Here is a 21681-nt window from a genome sequence, read left to right on the forward strand (position 1 = left end):
CGCTTTGACCATTCTGCTTTTCGTCGGAGGGGTGCTGTTCGTGGCCGTGGGCATCGCGGCGTCGATAGCGCTCCACGAGGTGGGCCACCTCCTGCCCGCCAAGCTGTTCAAGGTGCGCGTGACGCAGTACATGGTGGGGTTCGGGCCCACCTTCTTCTCCCGCAGGAGGGGCGAGACGGAGTACGGGCTGAAAGCGATTCCGCTGGGCGGCTATGTCTCGATGGTAGGGATGTTCCCTCCCGCGAGAACGGGCGACGACGGTGCCGTGCGGCAGTCCAGCACCGGCATGTTCCAGCAGCTGACCAATGATGCCCGCCGGGCCGCCGCCGAGCAGCTACGGCCCGGTGACGAGGACCGGGTGTTCTATAAGCTGCCCATCCATAAGCGGATCATCATCATGCTGGGCGGACCGCTCATGAACCTGCTCATCGGGATCCTGCTGTTCGCCGTGCTGATCATGGGGTTCGGCTCCGCGCAGGCCACCACCACGGTTTCCGAAGTCTATGAGTGCGTTGTTCCGGCGAGCCAGCAGGCCGAAACCGGTCAGACCGACTGCTCCGAGGGGGATCCCACCGCACCTGCCTTCGAGGCCGGGCTCCAGCCGGGAGACCGCGTCACGTCCTTCGACGGCAGGGAAGTCACCAGCTGGGACGAGTTGTCCAGCTGGATCCGGGACGCCGCGGGGCGCGAGGTTCCAATCACCTATGAGCGGAACGGGTCCTCCGTCGATTCCACCATCACGCCGCTCCTGACCGAGCGGCCGGTCGCAGGCGACGACGGCGCCGCGCAGCTCGACGCCAACGGTAACCAGGTGACGCAGGAGGTGGGTTTCATCGGGGTCGGATCCACCCAGGAGCTGGTTCCGCAGCCTGCCGGTGAGGTGATGCCGGCGGTATGGGATTCCCTGGTAAGGGTTTCAGGTGTTGTGGTGAACCTGCCGCAGCGTGTGGTCGAGGTGGGGCAGGCCGCATTCTCGGATGCTCCCCGCGATCCCGAGGGGCCCATCAGCGTAGTGGGGGTCGGCCGTATCGCCGGCGAAGTGTCGGCGATGGAGGAGGTTCCGTTCGACGCCCGGGTGGCAACCCTGGTGGGGCTCGTGGGCGGCGTGAACCTTGCGCTGTTCGTCTTCAACCTGATTCCCCTTCTTCCCCTCGATGGGGGCCACATCGCCGGGGCGCTCTGGGAGGGGCTCCGCCGCACCGTGGCCCGCGTCTTCAAGCGCCCGGATCCCGGTCCGTTCGATATGGCGAAGCTGCTGCCCCTCACCTATGCGGTGGCGGTGCTGCTGCTCGGGATGGGGGTTCTGCTGATCTATGCGGACATCGTCAAACCGGTGAACCTGTTCGGGTAGTTGAGTTTCACAAGTAAAGCGAAATCGATTGAAAATCTATTATCAGCCGTTTATGGTTGATGAATGTTCGTTCTTACCATCGACCAGGCCGCGAGCCGAAGCAACCCCGACCTGATCCCAGAGCTCCTGCGCCTCCTGCGGCAGGTGCCCGCCACGGTGGGTTTCGAACGCTCGGTCGGAGACGAGGCACAGGGCGTCCTCGAGTCGCCCGACGCCGTCGTGGAAGCGGCCCTGCTCTGCCTGCGTCAGGGCCACTGGTACGTCGGCATCGGCGTCGGCGACGTCGAGCGGCCCTACCCTGTCAGCCCGCGGGAAGCGCGTGGCGGCGCCTTCGTGCTGGCCCGCACCGCCGTCGAGCGGGCGAAGAAAACGGGGGAGCGCGCGCCTGTGGCCGTCGAGGGACCTCCTGGATCCGCTGAAGCCGAGGCCGTCCTTGCACTGCTGGGACGCTCCGTCCTGAGCCGCTCCACGGCCGAGTGGCGCATCCTCGACCGGCTGGAACCCGGCAAGCGTGGGAGCCAGACCGCCGTCGCCCGGGAGCTGGGGATCACGCCCCAGGCCGTCAGCAAGGCCGTTGCACGTTCCGCCTGGGTGGAGGAATGGGCAGCGAGGCCGGTAGCCGCACTACTGTTGTCCTGGGCCGACTCAACGACGTCGGGCCGGAAGCCCGCGCCGCCCCAGGAGGACTGATGGACATATTCTGGATCTTCATCACCCTCGTCGTCGCAGGGGGAGCCGGGTGGCCGGTCACCACCTTCGTTCTTCGTCTTGCGCGCACAGTCGACGCCCAGGAGGCGCTCCGTGAAGAACCGCTTGATCCTGCGGACCAACCCCAGCGCGAATTCCCCGTTCCGGATCCGGAGGAGGTCGCCAGGCTCGTGCCGCCCCTGCCCGTCGGCGTCCTGCGGGGCGGCCTGGTGATCGGTGTCCTCGAACGGCTCGCCGTCGCGACGGCCGTCCTGACGGGTGAGCCCGTGGCGATCGCCTACGTGGTGGCCATCAAAGGCCTGGGGCGCTACGCCGAGTTGAAGGAGACTCCAGCTGCAGCGGAACGCTTCATCATCGGCACCCTTACCTCCATGCTGTGGGGAGCGGGCACGGCCATTGTTGCGTCAACTTACCTGCTCTGATCACGTAGGCTGACCCCATGAGTGTTTTCGCAGTTGAATACGTGTACAGCCCCGACCAGAACGATGTACGGGAGGAGCACCGCCCCTCGCACCGGGAATGGCTGGGCACCCTCGTGGACCAGGGCACGGTGCTCGCCTCAGGGCCGTTCGCCGACGGAACGGGAGCGCTCCTCATCTTCGCCGCGGACACCGAGAATGATCTCCATCAACTGGTCAGCCAGGACCCGTTCGCCGTGGCCGGTGTCATCTCGGCGGTCAAGACCACCGAGTGGAAGCCTGTTATGGGAGCTTTCAACCACCTCGTGTAAGACCTCACCTGCTGGTGGATAATGACAAAGAGGAAATGTACTCACGTGCGGCATAGGCCGCCACCATGGAGGATGCTTTGACTTCGGTCAACCTAGGAATGCCTGCCGCACCGCCGCCCGTCCTTGCACCACGGCGCAAGACCCGCCAGATCAAGGTCGGCTCGGTAGGAGTTGGGTCTGACTTCCCCGTCAGCATCCAGTCGATGACCACCACGCCCACCACCGACATCAACGCGACCCTCCAGCAGATTGCCGAACTCACGGCCACCGGCTGTGACATCGTACGGGTGGCGTGCCCCTCGGCCGATGATGCGGCGGCACTCCCGATCATCGCGAAGAAGTCACAGATCCCGGTGATCGCCGACATCCACTTCCAGCCCAAGTATGTCTTCGCGGCGATCGACGCCGGATGCGCAGCCGTCCGCGTCAACCCCGGGAACATCCGCAAGTTCGACGACCAGGTCAAGCAGATCGCCGCAGCAGCGAAGGCTGCCGGAACCTCGATCCGGATCGGCGTCAACGCCGGCTCACTCGACCCTCGACTCATGGAGAAGTACGGCAAGGCCACTCCCGAGGCCCTGGTCGAATCCGCCGTCTGGGAAGCCTCGCTCTTCGAAGAGCACGACTTCCACGATTTCAAGATCTCGGTCAAGCACAATGACCCAGTGATCATGGTGCGGGCCTACGAACTGCTTGCGGAGCAGGGTGACTGGCCCCTGCACCTCGGCGTCACCGAGGCCGGTCCGGCTTTCCAGGGCACCATCAAATCGGCCACTGCGTTCGGTGCCCTCCTGTCGAAGGGAATCGGCGATACGATCCGGGTTTCCCTCTCGGCGCCACCGGTCGAGGAGATCAAGGTCGGCAACCAGATCCTCCAGTCGCTGAACCTGCGCCCGCGCAAACTCGAGATCGTGTCCTGCCCGTCCTGCGGCCGCGCCCAGGTCGACGTGTACACCCTCGCCGAAGAGGTCACCGCCGGCCTCGAAGGAATGGAAGTTCCTCTGCGTGTCGCCGTCATGGGGTGTGTGGTCAATGGACCGGGCGAAGCGAGGGAAGCCGACCTCGGTGTTGCGTCGGGCAACGGCAAGGGACAGATTTTCGTCCGAGGTGAAGTCATCAAGACTGTGCCTGAAGATCAGATTGTGGAGACACTCATCGAAGAAGCAATGAGACTCGCCGAGGAGATGGGGGAGGCTGATGGCGAAACTGCTGGCCAGGGTGGCCCCATGGTTACCGTTAGCTAAAGCGCCCGCGGACCTCCCCGGGCGGTGGAACTTCCGCGTGCTCGGCAAGGATGATACCGCCGCGCTATGGGCGCTGGTCAACCGGGACGCCGTCGCGAACGTGTTCGTCGCGGCGCACCTCGAGACCATGGGCAATGCCGCGGCATCCTTCTCCGGCGGGGAGATTGTCGGGATGTTCGACGGCGACGCCTCCGACGGTGAGCTGGTGGCCGCGTGCTGGGCGGGCGTCAATCTGGTGCCCGTCGGGGTGACTGAGGAAACAGCCCCCGTTTTCGGTCATCACCTCGGACGTGCAGGGAGGACCTTCTCCTCGATCTTCGGTCCCTCGACCGGCGTGATGGGCATCTGGTCCACGTTCGAGGACTACAGTGCGGAGCCCTTCGACATCCGGCCCAACCAGCCGCTGCTCACCATCGACACCGAGCCGCTTCTGGTGCCGGCAGCCGATCTCCGCTTCACCCGGCCGGACGAACTGGATGCCCTCCTGCCGGCCTGCGCCGCAATGTTCGAGGAAGAGGTCGGCTATTCTCCCTACCTCGGCGGGTCCGAGCATTACCGGCGCCGGATCGCCTCCCTCATCACGCGCAAGCACTCGCTTGCGGCGTTCGACGACGACGGCTCGGTGATCTTCAAGGCCGAGCTCGGTACCGTTTCCTCGCAGGCGGTCCAGGTGCAGGGCGTCTGGATGAACCCCGACCGGCGCGGAAAGGGCCTGAGCGCCGGGTACATGGCCGGCGTCGTGGCTGCCGCGAGGTCCCTCGCCCCCACCGTCAGCCTGTACGTCAACTCCTACAACGCGAAAGCCCTTGCTTCCTACCGGAATGTCGGCTTCACCCAGGCAGGAACGTTCTCGACCGTCCTGTTCTAGGGGCCGCAGAGACGGTCGTGCGCCGGTCGTCCGCCTTTGATCGGTAGCGATGCCTCGCTGGACGGGACGCGGTTCCGCCCCTGTCATCCGGCTGTCAGCCATGCGACATCCGAACCGATAGATTGGTAGATGTTGTTTCCTGCCCCTGCTTGTTTCCTGCCCCTGACGGGTAGGACGGTTCGAACGAAACGGATGCCCTGCGTGGTCTTACGACTCTCCACCCTGTTCCTGCGCACCCTGCGCGAAGACCCCGCCGATGCGGAAGTGGCAAGCCACCGCCTCCTCGTCCGCGCCGGTTACATCCGCCGGGCGGCGCCGGGGATCTACAGCTGGCTCCCGCTGGGGCTCCGCGTCCTCGCGAAGGTCGAGGCGATCATCCGCGAGGAGATGGCAGCGATCGGCGCGCAGGAAGTACACTTTCCGGCACTGCTCCCCAAGGAACCCTACGAGGCCACCAATCGCTGGACCGAGTACGGTGACGGGATCTTTCGGCTCAAGGACCGCAAGGGGGCCGACTACCTCCTCGCGCCGACCCACGAGGAAATGTTCACCCTCCTGGTCAAGGACCTGTACAACTCGTACAAGGACCTTCCCGTGAGCCTGTACCAGATCCAGAACAAGTACCGGGACGAGGCGCGTCCGCGCGCGGGCCTGCTGCGCGGACGCGAGTTCATCATGAAGGACTCATATTCCTTCGACATCGACGACGACGGCCTCGAGACCAGCTATCAGCTCCACCGCTCGGCGTACCTGCGCATCTTCGAACGCCTCGGCCTCGACGTCGTTCCCGTGGCCGCGACGGCCGGCGCGATGGGCGGCTCCAAGAGTGAGGAATTCCTCCACCCCACGGAGATCGGCGAGGACACCTTCGTCCGCTCGGAGGGCGGTTACACCGCGAACGTCGAGGCCGTCACCACGGTGGTCCCGGCCGCGATCGACTACGCCGATGCGCCCGCCGCCGAGGTTCGGGACACGCCGGACACGCCGACGATCGACACTTTGGTGGAGCGCGCCAATGCGGGTGCTCCTCGCGAGGACCGGCAGTGGACAGCGGCCGACACCCTGAAGAACGTGGTGCTCGCCGCGGTCCTGCCGACGGGTGGCCGCGAACTCGTGGTGATCGGCCTGCCCGGGGACCGCACCGTTGACCTCAAGAGGATCGAGGCCAACATCGCCGGACACCTCGACGTCGGAGGAGAGGTCGCCGTCGAGGCAGCCAATGAGGACGACCTCCGGAAGCACCCCGGCCTGGTCAAGGGTTACATCGGCCCCGGCATCTCGCTCACGGCTCCGGTACTCGGCGCCGACGGATCCACCGGCATCCGCTACCTCGTGGATCCCCGCGTGGTGACGGGTACCAGCTGGATCACGGGCGCCAATATCGCCGGCGCGCACGTCTTCGGCCTGGTTGCCGGCCGTGATTTCGGCTGGGACGGAGTCATCGAAGCGGTCGAGGTGCGCGAGGGGGACGAGGCACCGGACGGATCCGGACCGCTCATCGCGGCACGCGGTATCGAGATGGGTCACATTTTCCAGCTGGGACGCAAGTACGCGGAGGCGCTGGGACTGAAGGTGCTCGACCGGAACGGCAAGCTCGCCACTGTGACCATGGGTTCGTACGGCGTGGGCGTCACCCGAGCCATCGCCGCCCTCGCCGAGTCGAACCGCGACGAGAAGGGCATCGTCTGGCCCCGCAATGTCGCTCCTGCCGATGTTCACCTCATCGCCACCGGCAAGGGGACCGAGGTGTTCGAGGCGGCTGAGACGCTGGTCGGGCAACTCGAGGGTTCCGGACTCGACGTGATGTACGACGACCGCCCGAAGGTCTCACCGGGCGTCAAGTTCGGTGACGCCGAGCTGATCGGCGTTCCCACGATAGTCGTCGTCGGGCGGGGACTGGCGGAAGGCGTGCTCGAGGTCAAGGACCGCCGCACCGGGGTGGCGCAGAACGTCCCTGTCGAAGAGGCTGCCGGGTTCATCCGCGCTCTCGTCCGGGGCTAAAGGCGGTGGTGTCGGGCCTCGAGGAGATCCGGCTCGCCACGATTCTCCTGGTGGTGGTCGCAGGGTTCGCGGCAGGCTGGGTTGACGCGGTGGTGGGCGGCGGCGGGCTGCTGCAGTTGCCCGCCATGCTGCTGGTACCCGGCATCACGCCGGTGGAGGCCCTGGCGACCAACAAGATGGGGTCGATCTTCGGTACCACGACCAGCGCGGTCACCTACTATCGCCGTGCGCATCCGGACCTCCGGACTGCCGTTCCCATGGCGCTGATCGCGCTGGCAGGAAGCTTCGCCGGGGCGGTCGTCGCATCGTCGTTGCCGTCGTCGGTCTTCAAGCCCATCATCGTCGTCGCGCTCATCGTCGTCGCGGTCTTCACGGCGCTCCGGCCGACGGTGGGAACCCTGACCCGGTTGAAGTACACCGGCCGCAGGCACCACGGCACGGCCGGGGCCATCGGAATCGTCATCGGTTTCTATGACGGCCTCATCGGTCCGGGCACCGGGTCCTTCCTCATCATCGCGATGGTGACGATGCTCGGCTACAGCTTCCTCGGGGCCAGCGCGAAGGCGAAGATCGTGAACATGGCCACCAATTTCGGCGCGCTGATGTTCTTCCTTCCCACCGGCTCGCTCCTGTGGGGGCTGGGACTCGTGCTGGGCCTGGCCAATATGGGAGGCGGCTACCTCGGTTCCCGCATGGCGATCTCCCAGGGAAGTCGCTTCATCCGCACCGTGTTCCTGTGCGTGGTGGGTGCGCTGATCCTCAAACTCGGCTACGACGTCTGGGTCGAGAACATCCGTCCCCTCGATGAGTGACACTTCCCGAACAGCCCGTCAGAATTCCGCCAGCTCAGCCGCGGGTGGCAGGCCGGGAAGGGTGCGTGCCAGCAGGGAGCTTGCCACCCAGAGGGATCGTTCGGCCTGATCCTTGTTGCCCTCTCCCAGGTAGTGCAGCGCATTACGCACCTCGCGGACCACGCTCCAGTCGCGCGCGAGCTCCGGATCCAATCCCGCGGCGTCGGCCAGGGCGGCGCACCGGAGCCGCAGCTGGGCCGTGGGGTCCGCGGCATCCAGCTCGGCGATCCTGTTCCACAGCATCGGCGCCACGGCGTATTCGGCGTCGCCGAGGACGGGTTTCGGATCGATCGCCTTCCACGCGCCGTCGTCCTGGAACGCCTCCGGCCCCGCATGCGAACGGAGGATGTTGAAGTAGTGCAGGTCCGTGTGGACCAGCACGTCGGCCTCGGCCCGTCGACCCACGATGCCGCGCTGCTGACAGGTGATCAGGGCGTGCTCCAGCAGCCACCGCGGGAAGGGTCGGTCCAGTCCTTCCCAGTCTGCGGGCAGGGTGTCGGTCCAGGTCTCGGCTTCCGCTGCGAGCAGCGGCACTGCCGCCCAGGACGCCCGGTCGTCCGGAACGAGGGCGAGGCGCCGCACCAGCGCACCCCATACGCTCACGGTCTCGTCCAGCGACAGGGAGGCAAGGGAAGTGTTGCCATCAAGCCTCTCCAGCAGCAGCGTGTAGGCCGAGCGATCCGCCCGGAGCAGGCGCACCGCACCCTCCCCTTCCCACAGTTCGAGTGCGTCGGGCTCCGGCAACGCCTCGTCGTGCGGCAGCGTGATCTTCAGGACGGCCTTGCCGCCTGAGTGCTCCAGCACCGGAACGACGACGCCGCACTGCCCGGCCCAGGGCTGTCCGCCGGATGGGAGGTCGAGGGTGAGATCCCACAGCGTGAGGTGTTCGGTGAGAATCGAACTCCAGTCCCCGAGCCACTGCCGTCCCCCGGGGAGCCTGAGCGCCGAGCGGATCAGTGCGGCTGGGAGTTCGAGGCGGGAGGAATCGATGGCTACACCACGCCTGTCGCGCCGAGGAGGTTGCCGATGAGGAAGGTGGCGAGGAGGGCAACGAACCCACCGACGACGACGCGCGCCGCAGCGCGGCGCTTCGGACTTCCTCCGACCCGGGCACCCATGCTTCCGGTGACGGCGAGGGCGAGCAGAACTGCGACGAACGTGACCGGCACCCGCGCACCGGGCGGGGGCAGCAGGATGGCAAGGAGCGGGAGGATGCCGCCGACCGTGAAAGCGGCGGCCGATGCGAACGCGGCATGCCACGGGCTGACGACGTCGTTCTCGGTGATGCCCAGTTCGGCGTCGAGATGCGCGCCGAGGGCATCGTTGCGGGTGAGCTCAACCGCCACGGTCATCGCCGTCTCGGCGCTCAGGCCCTTCGCCTCGTACAGGCCTGCCAACTCCTGCAGTTCTTCCTCAGGTTCATCCAGCAGTTCCTGCCGTTCCTTCTCGATCAGTGCCCGCTGGCTGTCGCTCTGGCTGCTGACCGACACATACTCACCCAGTGCCATCGACACTGCGCCGCCCACCAGCGCGGCGACGCCGGCCGTGAGGATCGGACCCTGCAGGGTGGTCACCCCGGCCACCCCCACGACGATGGCTGCAACCGACACGATGCCGTCATTGGCTCCGAGGACGGCTGCGCGGAGCCAGTTCAGCCGCTGGGCGAAGTCGCCGCGATGGGGTTCGTCGGCGTGGAACGTGTCGCTGGAGCTCATGGGGTGTCCTCGGGCAACGCGGTCGGCTGGTGTCGGGGAAGGGCTGCCGAACTGTCCTGGGGAAGGGCCGTTTCGTCGGCAGTGGGATCGATGGTCAGCCCGGGGAAGGCTTCGGCCAGCCCGTCCGCGGCGTGGCTGCGCTGCACCGCGGCGTTGAGCTGGGCGATGGCCCACGCACGGGTAACGCCCCCGCTCAAGCCCACCAGGTCTCCGTACATCCCGGACAGTTCCTGCTCGAGGACCGCCGTTCCGCGGGCGGGGTCGGCAAGCAGGACGGGGTCGAGGTGGAAGGCGGCAGGAACGGGAGGCACTGTCCCACACAGTCGTGCCAGGAGCACCGCGGCGGAAGCGGCCGCCTCGGCGTGCCGGCCCGACAGCTGGAGCGCCACAGCCGGGTCGGGGAGTCGTGCAGCGGCCACCTCGTAGGCATATTCCGCGCCGAGCTCGGCGCGAAGGGCCGCGGAGACCAGGGTGGTCGCGGCGACTGTCGGGGTCGCAGAGGTAGCAGGTGAGTTGGTCGCGGTAGTGGCCGGAGTGGCGGTGGTGTCGGGGGTGGCCGGTTCGGCCGGGTCGACGTCGGCACCGGCGGTCTCCGCGTCGTCGGGCCGGCCGTTGGCACAGTCGTCCCGCTGTGGGTCGGCATCGGCTGCCGGCCACGCAGCTCCAGCCGGTTGATCGAGGGTCGGCAGGCCTGATGCCACCCCCGTCCTGGCGGAGAGTTCCGCAGCGTACTGCCACTGACCGGCGGCGGCGGTGGCAAGGAGACGGGCAGGTCCCGGTTGCATCCGTGCTGCGTCCTGCAGCCCGGCCTGGGCGCAATTCGCGAGGGAAGCCGTGAAGGTCTCGACGGACGGCGGTTCCAGAGCGCCGACGGTGGCATCCGGCGTCCGTGATCGGGCCGGGTCGCCGTCGCCCTCGGCTGGAATCCTGCCAGTACCGTCGGTCGTGCTGTCAGCACTACCGTCGCCGGTACCGTCGGCGGGGGTGCTGGTAGCAGCCGCCGCACTGGCGGCCGGAGCAGGAAGGGCGAGCGCCCCGGCCTGCTGCTCCAGCATGTCGGCCGTCTGAAGGATTCGGGCCGAAAGTACCGTTTCAGGCACGACGGCGGCAAGATCCCGAGCTTGAGCGGCAAGAGCCGACGCCCGCCGAACGGCCTCGAGCTGCGCCTGTTCGGTGTCCGTATAGTCCTTTCCGACCGGATCCTTACCCGCAGTGACACCCAGGCCAAGACCTGCAACCAGGAGGAACACCGTCACCAGAGCCAGCCCTTCTGCCAGCCGGTAGCCGGCGCGGCGAAAAGAGCTGCGCCCGTGCGGTGGCTGGCTGGTCTTCACAACAATCGATGATGTCACGACCGGGTCCGATTGCCCGGGTAATACAACCGGGAGGGGTGAAAGTCGGTACTCTTGATCTACAACATCATCGAGTGGGAGGCAGCCATGGCGGTTCAGCCCGGCAACGAAAATCGGGCGGCGCCCCGCAAGACGGCGCTCGACGCTGAACTCCAGGCGGAGGCACAAAGACTCCGGACGCGGCTCCAGCCCCTGGTGGAGCAGCATGGTCTCTACCTTGAAGAGATCGATATCAAGATCGCCGGCGCCCACCGCACCGTGCACGTCGTCGTGGACCTCCCCGAGGACCGCCAGGGAAACGTCGGGCTCGACATCATCTCCGACATCTCGCTTGAGCTGTCCCAGGCGATGGACAACGACCCTGACGACGACGGACGGCCGTACAGCCTCGAAATCTCCTCGCCGGGCGTCTCCCGGCCCCTCACCGAGCCGCGTCACTGGCGCCGCAATGTGGGGCGCATGATCCTGGTCAAGCCAGTGCAGGGCGACGAGGTTCTTGGCCGGCTCCAGGAGGTCAGCGCCACCGGGATTCGGCTGGTACCGCAGTTGCCCGTCAAGAAGGGGATGAAGCCCAAGCAGGGCGAGCCCACGGGAATCGAGTTTTCCAGAATCCGCAAAGGGACCGTGCAGGTCGAATTCGCGCATGCTGACGAAGAACAACAGACAGAAGACGGTGCGGGCGATCCGGAGAACTCCGGCGCCCGGCACCCGGCATAAGGAGCCCTAGATGGACATTGATATGAGTGCGTTGAGGCTCCTGGAGCGGGAACGCGAAATTCCGCTGGACCTTTTGATCCCCACGATCGAACAGGCATTGCTCGTGGCCTACCACCGCACGCCCGGCGCGCAGGACACGGCGCGGGCCGAACTGGACCGCAAGAACGGCCACGTCACCATCTGGGCCACCGAAGTCGACGATGACGGCGAGGCCGTAGGTGAGTTCGACGACACCCCCGGCGGATTCGGACGCATCGCCGCGAGCACTGCGCGCCAGATCATCCTCCAGCGCCTGCGCGACGCCGAGGATGACAACATCCTCGGCGAGTTCCGCGGCAAGGAGGGCGAACTGGTCGCCGGAATGATCCAGCAGGGGACCAACCCGCACATGATCCAGGTCCATCTGGGATCGGTGGAGGCTGTACTGCCGCCCTCCGAACAGGTGCCGGGGGAGAAGTATCTTCACGGTTCCCGCCTGCGAGCCTTCGTGACCGACGTGCACCGGGGGATGAAGGGACCGTCCATCACCCTTTCCCGCTCCCACCCGGGCCTCGTCCGGAAACTCTTCGAACTCGAAGTACCCGAGATCGCCGACAAGACGGTGGAGATCGTGGCCATGGCCCGGGAAGCCGGCCACCGCACCAAGATCGCGGTCAAGGCGAACGTGCCGGGCGTCAATGCGAAGGGTGCCTGCATCGGAGAAATGGGCTCACGCGTGCGCGCAGTCATGAACGAACTGAATGACGAGAAGATCGACATCGTCGACTACAGCGACGACGCCGCCACCTTCATCGCCAGCTCGCTCTCGCCGTCGCGCGTGAATTCCGTCTCCATCACCGATGAGGCAACGAGGTCGGCACGCGTGGTGGTACCCGATTACCAGCTGTCGCTGGCCATCGGCAAGGAGGGCCAGAACGCCCGTCTCGCGGCCAAGCTCACGGGGTGGCGCATCGATATCGTGTCCGACGCCGCGCAGCCCGCGAAGGCCTGAAGCGGGCTTTGGGGCACCTCGTCAGCACCACCGGCGTGGAAGCGGTAGAATGGTAAGGACTGAGTCGGTGACCCACTCTGGCAGATCCACAGGTTCGACGGCGGATTCCCGCCCTGTTCGAACCTGTGTCGGATGCCGGAAGCGAGCGGGCCAGTCGCATCTGGTGCGGGTGGTGGCCCAGGAAATCGACGGCAACCTTGCTGTCGTGATCGATGAACACCGCCGGCTTTCCGGTCGGGGCGCTTGGCTGCACCCTGATCCGGCGTGTATGGAAACGGCAATCAAGAGGAAAGCGTTCAACCGCGCCTTCCGGGGCGCCGTGGAGACGAAGTTTTTGGCCTCCCAGTTCCACGCACATCCTGAAGCCTCCGATGGAGCCTTCAGCAACACACCGTCCTTCCCTGAAAGCGGGTCAGAAAACTGATGGAAACCCGATGAGTACCCAGCGATGAGTGCTCAACGATGATTTTTTCGTTGAGTTCTGCAATCAACTTCCCGGCTGCTCCGGCAGTCCGGTTCTGCAGTAGGAAATAGACGGTTCGTGCCTGGCTCGGTGCGGACCGAGACAGGAGAAATGTGGCCAAGGTCCGCGTACACGAGCTCGCCAAAGAGCTCGGCATTACCTCGAAAGATGCAGTGGCAAAACTGCAGGAACTGGGCGAATTCGTCCGTTCCGCCTCATCGACAATCGAAGCACCCGTCGTGAAGAAACTTCGCGGCGCCTTCCCCAACGCCGGTGCTTCCAAGCCGGCCGCTGCGGCTCCTGCCGAACCGACGGCGCCTTCAACACCGTCATCCCCGGCGCCCGCAGCATCAACACCTTCATCCGCAACCCCCTCGGCGCCCAAACCCCCAGCTTCCCAGGCGGCAGCACCCACGGGGCCCGAGCAGGTTTCACCATCGGTTGCCGAGGCTCCGAAGGCTGAAGCACCGAAGGCCGACGCACCGAAGGCCGAAGCATCGAAGGCCGAAGCACCCGCTCCGGCGCCCCGGAGCGCCGTTCCCGCGCCGGCCGGACAGGAGACTCCGTTCTCCAGTCCTGCGTCGTCGGATCCAGTGCCTGCGGAAACTCCTGCAGGTGACGGTTCAGCGGCAATCAAGCCAGGAGCGCGCCCGGCGCCTCGTCCGGTCACCCCTCCTGCAGCTCCGGCTGCTTCATCCCGCCCCGGCAGTGCGCGTCCCGGTGGCGCTCCGCGTCCGGGCAACAATCCCTTTGCGCCCTCCCAGGGTATGGGTTCACGTCGCGGCGACACCGACCGTCCTGGCGAGCGGTCGAACGACCGTGCCGGCGGACCCCGTCCCGGGAACAATCCCTTCGCTCCATCGCAGGGCATGCCCCGCCCGGGCCGCCGTGACGACGAGCGTGGAGCCCGTCCCGCAGCTGGTGCCGGCGGACCCCGTCCCGCGGCAGGTGCCGGCGGTCCCCGTCCCGCAGCTGGTGCCGGCGGTCCCCGTCCCGCAGCTGGTGCCGGCGGTCCCCGTCCAGGCGCGCCTCGCCCGGCCGGTCCCGGCGGGTCACGTCCGACGCCGGGCATGATGCCCAACCGCACCGAGCGCCCCGCAGCCCCCGGCCGCGGTGCACCCGGAGCAGGCGCCGGACCACGGCGCGGCCCGGGTGGCGCCCCGGCAAGCCCCAGCGGGGCTCCAGCCGGCGGCGGCTTCGGCAAGGGCGGCCGCGGACGCGGCGGCACTGCCGGAGCGTTCGGCAAGGGCGGAGCAGGGCGCGGCAAGCAGCGGAAGTCGAAGCGCGCGAAGCGCCAGGAACTCGAGCAGATGTCAGCTCCGTCGCTGGGCGGCGTCAGCGTACCCCGCGGCGACGGCAATGCCATTGTCCGCCTGAGGCGCGGCTCGTCGATCACCGACTTCGCCGACAAGATCGAGGCGAACCCGGCAGCACTGGTCACGGTGCTCTTCCACCTCGGCGAGATGGCGACCGCCACGCAGTCCCTCGACGAGGACACCTTCGACGTCCTCGGAACGGAACTGGGCTACAAGATCCAGGTCGTCTCCCCCGAGGACGAAGAGCGCGAACTGCTCAGCAGCTTCGACATCGACTTCGATGCCGAGCTCGAGGCAGAAGGTGACGAGCAGCTGGAGGCACGTCCTCCGGTAGTGACCGTCATGGGCCACGTCGACCACGGTAAGACGCGACTGCTCGACGCCGTCCGTAACACCAAGGTCGTGGAGGGCGAGCACGGCGGCATCACTCAGCACATCGGTGCGTACCAGATCCAGCACCAGCATGAGGATGCCGAGCGCGCCATCACCTTCATCGACACCCCCGGTCACGAGGCGTTCACCGCCATGCGAGCCCGTGGTGCGAAGGTCACCGATATCGCGGTACTGGTTGTCGCAGCGGACGACGGCGTCATGCCGCAGACCGTTGAGGCACTGAACCACGCGCAGGCGGCGAATGTCCCGATCGTGGTTGCCGTCAACAAGATCGACAAGGAAGGCGCCAACCCCGACAAGGTCAAGGGCCAGCTCACCGAGTACGGTCTGGTCCCCGAGGAATACGGTGGCGACACCATGTTCGTCCACGTCTCGGCCCTGAAGGGCGAAGGCATCGACGAGCTTCTCGAAGCCGTCCTGCTGACCGCTGATGCAGCCCTCGACATGCGTGCCAACCCGAACAAGGACGCACGCGGTATCGCCATCGAGGCGAACCTCGACAAGGGCCGCGGCGCGGTTGCGACAGTCCTGGTCCAGTCGGGAACGCTGAAGGTCGGCGACACGATCGTGGCCGGTACGGCACACGGCCGCGTTCGCGCCATGTTCGACGAGAACGGCGACATCATCACCGAGGCCGGGCCATCGCGTCCGGTGCAGGTGCTGGGTCTGTCGAACGTTCCCCGCGCCGGTGACACGTTCTTCGTCACCGACGACGAGCGCACCGGACGCCAGATCGCTGGAAAGCGTGAAGCGGCCGACCGCAACGCGGCCCTGGCGAAGCGCCGCAAGCGCATCAGCCTCGAGGACTTCGACCAGGCAGTGGCCGAGGGCAAGGTCGATACCCTCAACCTCATCCTCAAGGGTGACGTGTCCGGTGCCGTCGAGGCACTCGAGGACTCGCTGCTCAAGATCGATGTGGGCGAGGGCGTCCAGCTCCGCGTGATCCACCGCGGTGTCGGTGCCATCACGCAGAACGACGTCAACCTGGCGACGGTCGACAACGCGATCATCATCGGGTTCAACGTCAAGCCGGCTGAACGTGTGGCCGACCTCGCCGAGCGTGAAGGCGTGGACATGCGCTTCTACTCGGTCATCTATGGAGCCATCGATGACATCGAGCTCGCCCTCAAGGGCATGCTCAAGCCGGAGTACGAGGAAATCCAGCTCGGCACGGCAGAGGTCCGCGAAGTGTTCCGATCCTCGAAGTTCGGAAACATCGCCGGGTCGATCGTGCGCTCGGGCATCATCCGCCGCAACACGAAGGCACGTGTCACACGTGGCGGCAAGGTGATCGGCGAGGGCCTGACCGTCGACTCGCTGAAGCGGTTCAAGGACGACGCCACCGAGGTCCGTACGGACTTCGAGTGTGGTATCGGTCTCGGCTCGTTCAACGACGTCAAGGAAGGCGACTTCATCGAAACCTTCGAGATGCGGGAGAAGCCCCGCGTCTAGCAGGGAAGTGCAGGCGGGCGCCCCGGATTCCCGGGGCGCCCGCCTCGTCTCCTGCCCTGCACCCTTCGTGCAGGTCTCATTCATTCCAGTCCCAGTAGGAGAGAACAGTTATGGCAGATCCGGCCCGCGCCGCACGCCTGGCGCAACGCATCAAGGTCATAGTTGCCGAAGCCCTTCGCCGGAGGGTCAAGGACCCCCGGCTCGAGGCAGTGACCATCACCGACTCCCGGGTCACCAACGACCTCCAGCACGCAACGCTGTACTACACGGTGCTGGGTGATCCGGAAGAGCAGCAGGCCACCCGGATGGCCCTTGAATCGGCGCGGGGAGTGCTGCGGGCCGAGGTGGGCAGGAACATCACCGCCCGCCTGACCCCCACGCTCGAGTTCGTGCCCGACGAGGTGCCGGTGAACGCGAGCCACCTCGAGGAGCTGCTGCAGAAGGCCCGCGAACGCGACGCCGAAGTGGCAGCGATCGCGCAGGGTGCCGACTTCGCGGGGGACGCTGATCCCTACCGCACCTCGGAGGAAAGCGACGACGACGCCCGCTAGCGTACGCTGCGGGAGTTGACGGGAAGGCAGCCGATCCGTCGGCTGCCTTTTCCGTGGGTGGGACCTGCCCGCAGGGGCAGGCGTCGCCTCAGTCGCCGTCCCTCACGGGAAGCCGCGAGAGGCCTGTGGTGAGCGCGTCGGTCTCCCCGCACAGCGCGATCCGGACCCAGTCCTCGCCGATCGACCCGAACGCCGTTCCTGGAGCGAGCGCCACCCCCTGTTCCTCGAGAAACGCACCCACCCACCGCCGGACATCACCGTGCGCTGCGTGGGACACATCGGCCCACAGGTAGAACGCCCCCTCAGCGTCGAGGAAGGGAATGTTCAGCTTTCGCAGGACCTGCGTTGCGGCGTCGCGGTTGGTCCGGTAGTGGTCGAGGCTCGCCGCGATATAGTCCTGCGGACCCGTCAGGGCCGCCAGGGCCGCGTACTGCGAGGGTCCCGAAACGCACGAGACGCTCGCCTCCATGACGTTGTTCAGCAGGACCTCCAGGTCCGGCGGGGTCACCAGGGCGCCGACGCGAAGGCCGGTCAGCCCGTAGGTCTTCGAAAGGGTCAGCGACGTGAAGACCCGGTGCTGCGTCGCTTCCGGAAGCGCTTCGGGCCCTCCGGCGTCGAAGCGTGCCGGGCTGACGTGGGGCACATCGTAGGTGAAGGCCTCGTAGCATTCGTCGGAAACCACCCAGAGGTTCCTGCGGTGTGCCAGCCGTACGAGTTCCCGCGTGAGTTCGTGGCTGAACACTGCGCCGAGGGGGTTCGACGGTGAGTTGAGGATGAGCACCTTCGTGCGATCGGTGATCAATGCCTCAAGGTCCTCGATCCGTGGCTGGAAGCCGTGCTCGGGGCGGAGCGGATACGGCACAGGAACGGCGTGCAGCAGGGCAACCGTCATGGGATACGTCGGATACCCGGGATTGGGGACGAGGACCTCGTCGCCGGGATCCAGAAGGGTACTCAGGGCAAGGTGCAGGCCCTGCTGTGCCCCGGCGGTCACATAGGCCCGGGAAGGATCCACGTCCACTCCGTTGGAGTCGCGGAAACGGACGGCGAAAGCGCTCCGGAGCGGAGCAAGGCCCGCATTGGGCGTGTAGTTCGTGTCGTCCCGGTCCAGGGCGGCCATGGAGGCCTCGAGGATGTGGCGTGCCACGGGAGAACCCGGCTCTCCGATGCTCAGCACGATCGAGTCGGGGCGGGACCAGGCGGACTGCGTGATCTCACGGATCTGGTTGATGGGCACGCTGAGGACGTGGCGCGCTGCGGGAATCATATGCCGAATAATAGCGTCCGCGGAGCTGACCCTGCCCGGCTGCTATCCCGGTCGCGGGCCCGTCGGCCGCCGTCCGCTCCGGTGCGGCTCGCCGCGGTGCGGCTTATATACTGGGGAGCGTGACTGATGGGCAGGTCCACTCCGGGCTGATAATTGTGGACAAGCCTCAGGGCTGGACGAGCCATGACGTCGTCGGGCGCATGCGACGCCTTGCCGGTACCCGCAAGGTGGGCCATGCCGGCACCCTTGACCCGATGGCCACCGGCGTCCTGGTGATCGGCATCAACCGGGCGACCCGGCTCCTCACCTACATCGTCGGTACGTCCAAGACCTACGACGCCACGATCCGGCTCGGCCAGTCGACGCTGACTGACGACGCCGAGGGTGAAGTGATCGGAGGCAGTATCGCGGCGGCGGTGGAACCGGCGGACATCCGTGCCGGGGTCGCTGCCCTGACCGGGGACATCGAGCAGGTGCCGAGCAGCGTCAGCGCGATCAAGGTCAAAGGCCAGCGCGCCTACACCCGGGTGCGTTCGGGTGAGGACGTCCAGCTGGCAGCCCGCCCGGTAACCATTTCCCGGTTCGACGTCCACGACATCCGCCGGGTCAACTCCGGAAAGCACCAGGACGTCGATGTGACGGTCGAGTGCAGTTCGGGCACCTATATCAGGGCCCTTGCGCGCGACCTCGGTGCCGATCTCGGAGTGGGTGGGCATCTGACTGCCCTCCGACGCACCCGGGTGGGGCCCTACCAGCTGGACCAGGCGGCCACCCTCGAAGAGCTGGCGCAGGACCTGCGGCTCCTGAAGCTCGACGATGCCGCACGCGCCCTCTTCCCGGCCCGGGAGCTTTCGCCGGACGAGGCCACCGCTATCTCCCATGGCCGGAGGATCGAGCCCGGCCCGGAGACGGAGCCGGTGGCTGCGTTCGCGCCTGATGGGACATTGGTTGCCCTCCTTGAGAACCGGCCCGGTGACTCCCGTGCGCTCCTGGTGTTCGCGCCCGGCGGGGGGAACTAGGGGTGGACCCGTTCCTTCTTGCCGGGGCAGTCGTGTGCCTGCTGTCCGCCGTGCTGTGCGTCGGCGCCGCCGTCCTTCGACAACCCCCCAACGACATCACCATCCTCTCGGTCGCCGCGGTGGAACTTCTGCTGGTGGCCTATGGGGGGAGCGCGGCAGTCCGACAGCTCAGCGGGGAGCCGGTGGTGGGGGAGGCCTGGGAGTTCTGGGGGTACCTGCTGACCGCCCTGGTCGTGCCCGTGGGCGCGTTCTGGTGGGCCATCCTCGAGCGCAGCCGGTGGAGCAACCTCGTCCTCGGGGCGGTGGGGCCGACCATCTTCGTCATGCTCTACCGGATGGAGCAGATCTGGGACGGAGTGGCCGGATTATGAGACGGAAGACCCAGGAGTCCTCGCACACGGCAGCAGGCCCGTCGAAGGACCGCCGGTCGTCAGGTCCGGGCCGCCTGCTGATAGCCGTTTACGGGGTGTTCGCGTTGTCCGCCACGGCCCGCGCGGCCTTCCAGATCCTGACCAAATTCGATGAAGCCCCACTTGCCTATTCGCTGACGGCGTTCGCTGCGGCGGTCTACCTGCTGGCCACCGTCTCACTCGCACGGGCGGGCCGAAAGTGGTACCGGGTGTCGGTCGCGGCGGTGAGTGTGGAGCTCGTGGGCGTCCTCGGCGTCGGTTTCGTCGGCGTCCTCGACGATGCGGCGTTCCCCAATGAGACCATGTGGTCCGGCTTCGGCAGTGGCTACGCCTACATCCCGCTCATCCTGCCGCTCCTCGGGCTCGGCTGGCTGTACCGGAACCGGCCCGGCAACGGCTAGTTTCTGCTTTGAGCCCGGTGTGGCGCGTGAGAGTATGACGAAAGAAGCAACTCCCCGCACCGAACCCTGGAGAATCACCATGTCGGCCGTCAGCCCTGATCCCACCAACTCACCCAAGCAGCCACAGCAGCAGACCAGCCAGGCAGGCACCCCCGGCAACATCTCCGGCAGCGACCCGGGCAGGAAGCCGAGTTCACAGCCGGACGTCGGCAAGAAGGCTGCCAAAAAGGCGTCGAAGAAGGGGACGGGCGACAACGACTGGAACGTCTTCCGGACCGTCGTGGTCCTGGTCGGCCTCGTCCTCGCCGGTTTCGGGGCGTACTACCTCATCCTGGGAACTGCCGGACTGCCGGACACCGAGGGGCAACCCGTCAATCCCACCCTGGAGAACCAGTTCCGGTTCTTCTCCGCCATGATGGTGGGCGTCGGAGCGGCCTTCGTGACCATTGCGATCAAGTTCGAATGGGCCAACATGCTGTGGCTCGTGTGCCTCATGGTCTTCGCCGGGGGGATCGGTCGGGTGTTGTCCTGGGCGTTCTCCGGCACCCCGCACTACCTGATGATCATCCTGATGGTCATCGAGCTCGCCTTCCCGGCCGCGCTGCTGGTGTGGCACAAGTACATCGCCAAGACCACCCAGATGCGCAAGGACTACGACGCCCGCAGCTGACCCGCCCGCCGCAGCCCGCACGACGGCGTCCTCCTCCGATCGGCGAGCGGGCTGTTGCACCGGACGGCATGCCGCCGCCGCCCGCGCCGCCGCCGCCCGCGGATGCCTCCGCCCCGTCCGCAGTCGGCCATAATGGACAGGGCGCCGCGCATGATGAATTTTCGTGCCCGCCGAACCGGCAGCAAGCACAGTCCACAGCTTTGAAGGAGATGCGTGTTCTATTGGAGAGACCTGGCAAGCGTGCCGGAGGGATTCGGTCCGTCAGTGCTCACCCTCGGCAACTTCGACGGCGTCCACCGCGGCCATCAGCGGGTCCTCCAGCAGCTCGTTGAAGCAGCCCGGGAGCGGAACGCCGCCGCCGTCGTCGTCTCGTTCGATCCGCACCCCGCCCAGGTCCATCGACCCGAGACGGCGCCCGAACTCATCATGGGTCTCGAGGACCGCGTGGAAACGCTGGCCGAGGCCGGGATCGACGGCGTCCTGATGATGCACTACACCCTCGACCTCGCCGCGAACACCCCGGAGCAATTCGTCGGAGAAGTCTTCGTTCGCACCCTCGGCGCCAAGGCAGTGGTCGTGGGCCACGACGTCCGGTTCGGCCGCGGGAACAGCGGCGACCTCGACACCATGCGCGGACTGGGGGAGAAGCTGGGGTTCGAGGTCTTGGCGATCGACGATTTCGGCGCCAGCTTCCCCGCGGACGCCACCGACGACGACGGCGACCGCCGCTGCTCCTCCACCTGGGTCCGGGAGGCCCTGGAGAACGGCGACGTCGCGACGGCGGCACGCATTCTCGGGCGACGCCACCGGATGCGCGGTGAAGTGGTGCATGGAGCAGCCCGGGGGAGGGACCTCGGGTATCCCACCGCCAACCTCGAGCCCGATGCCCAGGGCTACATTCCGGCCGACGGCATCTACGCCGGCTGGCTGACCGATGCCTCCCGGACCAGATGGCCCGCCGCCATTTCGGTCGGCTCGAATCCCACCTTCGACGGCATCACTCGTCAGGTCGAGGCGCACGTCATCAACCGCCCTCCCGAGCAGGTCCAGGACTTCGACCTGTACGGCCAGCGGGTCATCGTCGAGTTCGTCGAGCGGCTCCGCGGCCAGGTGACGTACACCGGCGCGGAGGCGCTGATCGAGCAGATGAAGCTCGACGTCGCGCGCGCGCGAGACCTGCTTTCGACAGATCAACCGGCCAGCAGGTAAAG

The 21681-nt window shown here is 66.9% G+C and carries 22 protein-coding genes; 18 read left to right on the forward strand and 4 right to left on the reverse strand.

From position 1 onward, the window contains the following. The first annotated feature begins 4 nt into the window (after positions 1-4). From IWX75_RS09225 to IWX75_RS09260, 8 genes are all read left to right on the forward strand, one after another. The gene (locus IWX75_RS09225; RefSeq protein WP_196821960.1) at positions 5-1351 is read left to right on the forward strand and encodes a M50 family metallopeptidase; all 1347 of its coding nucleotides are present in this window, start codon (positions 5-7) and stop codon (positions 1349-1351) included. A gap of 63 nt (positions 1352-1414) precedes the next feature. Beyond that, entirely contained in the window at positions 1415-2041 is a 627-nt protein-coding gene (locus IWX75_RS09230; RefSeq protein ID WP_196821961.1) for a MarR family transcriptional regulator, read from the forward strand. Then, entirely contained in the window at positions 2041-2481 is a 441-nt protein-coding gene (locus tag IWX75_RS09235; protein ID WP_196821962.1) for a hypothetical protein, read from the forward strand. The genes IWX75_RS09230 and IWX75_RS09235 overlap by 1 nt, the downstream gene beginning before the upstream one ends. 17 nt (positions 2482-2498) lie before the next feature. Further along, the gene (locus tag IWX75_RS09240; protein WP_196821963.1) at positions 2499-2789 is read left to right on the forward strand and encodes a YciI family protein; all 291 of its coding nucleotides are present in this window, start codon (positions 2499-2501) and stop codon (positions 2787-2789) included. A 77-nt stretch (positions 2790-2866) separates the two neighbouring features. Continuing rightward, complete coding sequence (gene ispG, locus IWX75_RS09245) at positions 2867-4033, forward strand: flavodoxin-dependent (E)-4-hydroxy-3-methylbut-2-enyl-diphosphate synthase (protein ID WP_196821964.1); 1167 nt, start codon at positions 2867-2869, stop codon at positions 4031-4033. Positions 4034-4070: 37 nt separating this feature from the next. Continuing rightward, positions 4071-4901, forward strand: a complete 831-nt coding sequence (locus tag IWX75_RS09250) for a GNAT family N-acetyltransferase (RefSeq protein WP_334684223.1) — start codon at positions 4071-4073, stop codon at positions 4899-4901. A gap of 201 nt (positions 4902-5102) precedes the next feature. Continuing rightward, on the forward strand, positions 5103-6902 hold the full coding sequence (locus IWX75_RS09255) for a proline--tRNA ligase (protein ID WP_196821966.1): 1800 nt from the start codon (positions 5103-5105) through the stop codon (positions 6900-6902). Positions 6903-6907: 5 nt separating this feature from the next. Continuing rightward, the gene (locus IWX75_RS09260) at positions 6908-7714 is read left to right on the forward strand and encodes a sulfite exporter TauE/SafE family protein (protein ID WP_196821967.1); all 807 of its coding nucleotides are present in this window, start codon (positions 6908-6910) and stop codon (positions 7712-7714) included. A gap of 18 nt (positions 7715-7732) precedes the next feature. Here IWX75_RS09260 and IWX75_RS09265 read toward each other — a convergent pair whose 3' ends face one another. Genes IWX75_RS09265 through IWX75_RS09275 form a run of 3 tightly spaced genes read right to left on the reverse strand, consistent with a single transcriptional unit; the run spans position 7733 to position 10820 of the window. Next, positions 7733-8743 (reverse strand): aminoglycoside phosphotransferase family protein, encoded by a 1011-nt coding sequence (locus tag IWX75_RS09265; protein WP_196822052.1) that lies wholly within the window; start codon positions 8741-8743, stop codon positions 7733-7735. Positions 8744-8745: 2 nt separating this feature from the next. Further along, complete coding sequence (locus IWX75_RS09270; protein ID WP_196821968.1) at positions 8746-9468, reverse strand: VIT1/CCC1 transporter family protein; 723 nt, start codon at positions 9466-9468, stop codon at positions 8746-8748. Then, positions 9465-10820, reverse strand: coding sequence for a DUF4439 domain-containing protein (locus IWX75_RS09275; protein ID WP_196821969.1), 1356 nt, complete (start codon positions 10818-10820; stop codon positions 9465-9467). Before IWX75_RS09275 ends, IWX75_RS09270 begins: the two co-directional genes overlap by 4 nt. A 54-nt stretch (positions 10821-10874) precedes the next feature. Between IWX75_RS09275 and rimP the strand changes: the two genes are divergently transcribed. From rimP to rbfA, 5 genes are all read left to right on the forward strand, one after another. After that, positions 10875-11537: a ribosome maturation factor RimP gene (rimP, locus tag IWX75_RS09280; RefSeq protein WP_334684224.1), complete on the forward strand. Its 663-nt coding sequence runs from the start codon at positions 10875-10877 to the stop codon at positions 11535-11537. Positions 11538-11547: 10 nt separating this feature from the next. Further along, positions 11548-12528 (forward strand): transcription termination factor NusA, encoded by a 981-nt coding sequence (gene nusA, locus IWX75_RS09285; protein ID WP_196821970.1) that lies wholly within the window; start codon positions 11548-11550, stop codon positions 12526-12528. Positions 12529-12577: 49 nt separating this feature from the next. Beyond that, complete coding sequence (locus tag IWX75_RS09290) at positions 12578-12952, forward strand: YlxR family protein (RefSeq protein ID WP_196821971.1); 375 nt, start codon at positions 12578-12580, stop codon at positions 12950-12952. A 152-nt stretch (positions 12953-13104) separates the two neighbouring features. Next, positions 13105-16152 (forward strand): translation initiation factor IF-2, encoded by a 3048-nt coding sequence (gene infB, locus IWX75_RS09295; protein ID WP_196821972.1) that lies wholly within the window; start codon positions 13105-13107, stop codon positions 16150-16152. Positions 16153-16262: 110 nt separating this feature from the next. Then, complete coding sequence (rbfA, locus tag IWX75_RS09300) at positions 16263-16703, forward strand: 30S ribosome-binding factor RbfA (protein ID WP_196821973.1); 441 nt, start codon at positions 16263-16265, stop codon at positions 16701-16703. Positions 16704-16791: 88 nt separating this feature from the next. Here rbfA and IWX75_RS09305 read toward each other — a convergent pair whose 3' ends face one another. Next, entirely contained in the window at positions 16792-17970 is a 1179-nt protein-coding gene (locus IWX75_RS09305; RefSeq protein ID WP_196821974.1) for a pyridoxal phosphate-dependent aminotransferase, read from the reverse strand. 119 nt (positions 17971-18089) lie between these two features. Between IWX75_RS09305 and truB the strand changes: the two genes are divergently transcribed. The 5 genes from truB (at position 18090) to IWX75_RS09330 (ending at position 21679) form a co-directional block, all read left to right on the forward strand. Beyond that, positions 18090-18989 carry a tRNA pseudouridine(55) synthase TruB gene (gene truB / locus IWX75_RS09310; RefSeq protein ID WP_196821975.1) on the forward strand — a complete coding sequence of 300 codons (900 nt, stop codon included), beginning with the start codon at positions 18090-18092 and terminating at the stop codon, positions 18987-18989. 2 nt (positions 18990-18991) lie between these two features. Continuing rightward, the gene (locus tag IWX75_RS09315; protein ID WP_196821976.1) at positions 18992-19360 is read left to right on the forward strand and encodes a hypothetical protein; all 369 of its coding nucleotides are present in this window, start codon (positions 18992-18994) and stop codon (positions 19358-19360) included. Further along, on the forward strand, positions 19357-19800 hold the full coding sequence (locus IWX75_RS09320; RefSeq protein ID WP_196821977.1) for a hypothetical protein: 444 nt from the start codon (positions 19357-19359) through the stop codon (positions 19798-19800). Before IWX75_RS09315 ends, IWX75_RS09320 begins: the two co-directional genes overlap by 4 nt. A 34-nt stretch (positions 19801-19834) precedes the next feature. Continuing rightward, positions 19835-20470: a DUF4345 domain-containing protein gene (locus tag IWX75_RS09325; protein WP_196821978.1), complete on the forward strand. Its 636-nt coding sequence runs from the start codon at positions 19835-19837 to the stop codon at positions 20468-20470. A gap of 213 nt (positions 20471-20683) precedes the next feature. Further along, positions 20684-21679: a bifunctional riboflavin kinase/FAD synthetase gene (locus IWX75_RS09330; RefSeq protein WP_196821979.1), complete on the forward strand. Its 996-nt coding sequence runs from the start codon at positions 20684-20686 to the stop codon at positions 21677-21679. Positions 21680-21681 lie beyond the last annotated feature (2 nt).

It is taken from the genome of Arthrobacter sp. CAN_A6, from assembly GCF_015751715.1.
GTDB lineage: Bacteria > Actinomycetota > Actinomycetes > Actinomycetales > Micrococcaceae > Arthrobacter_D.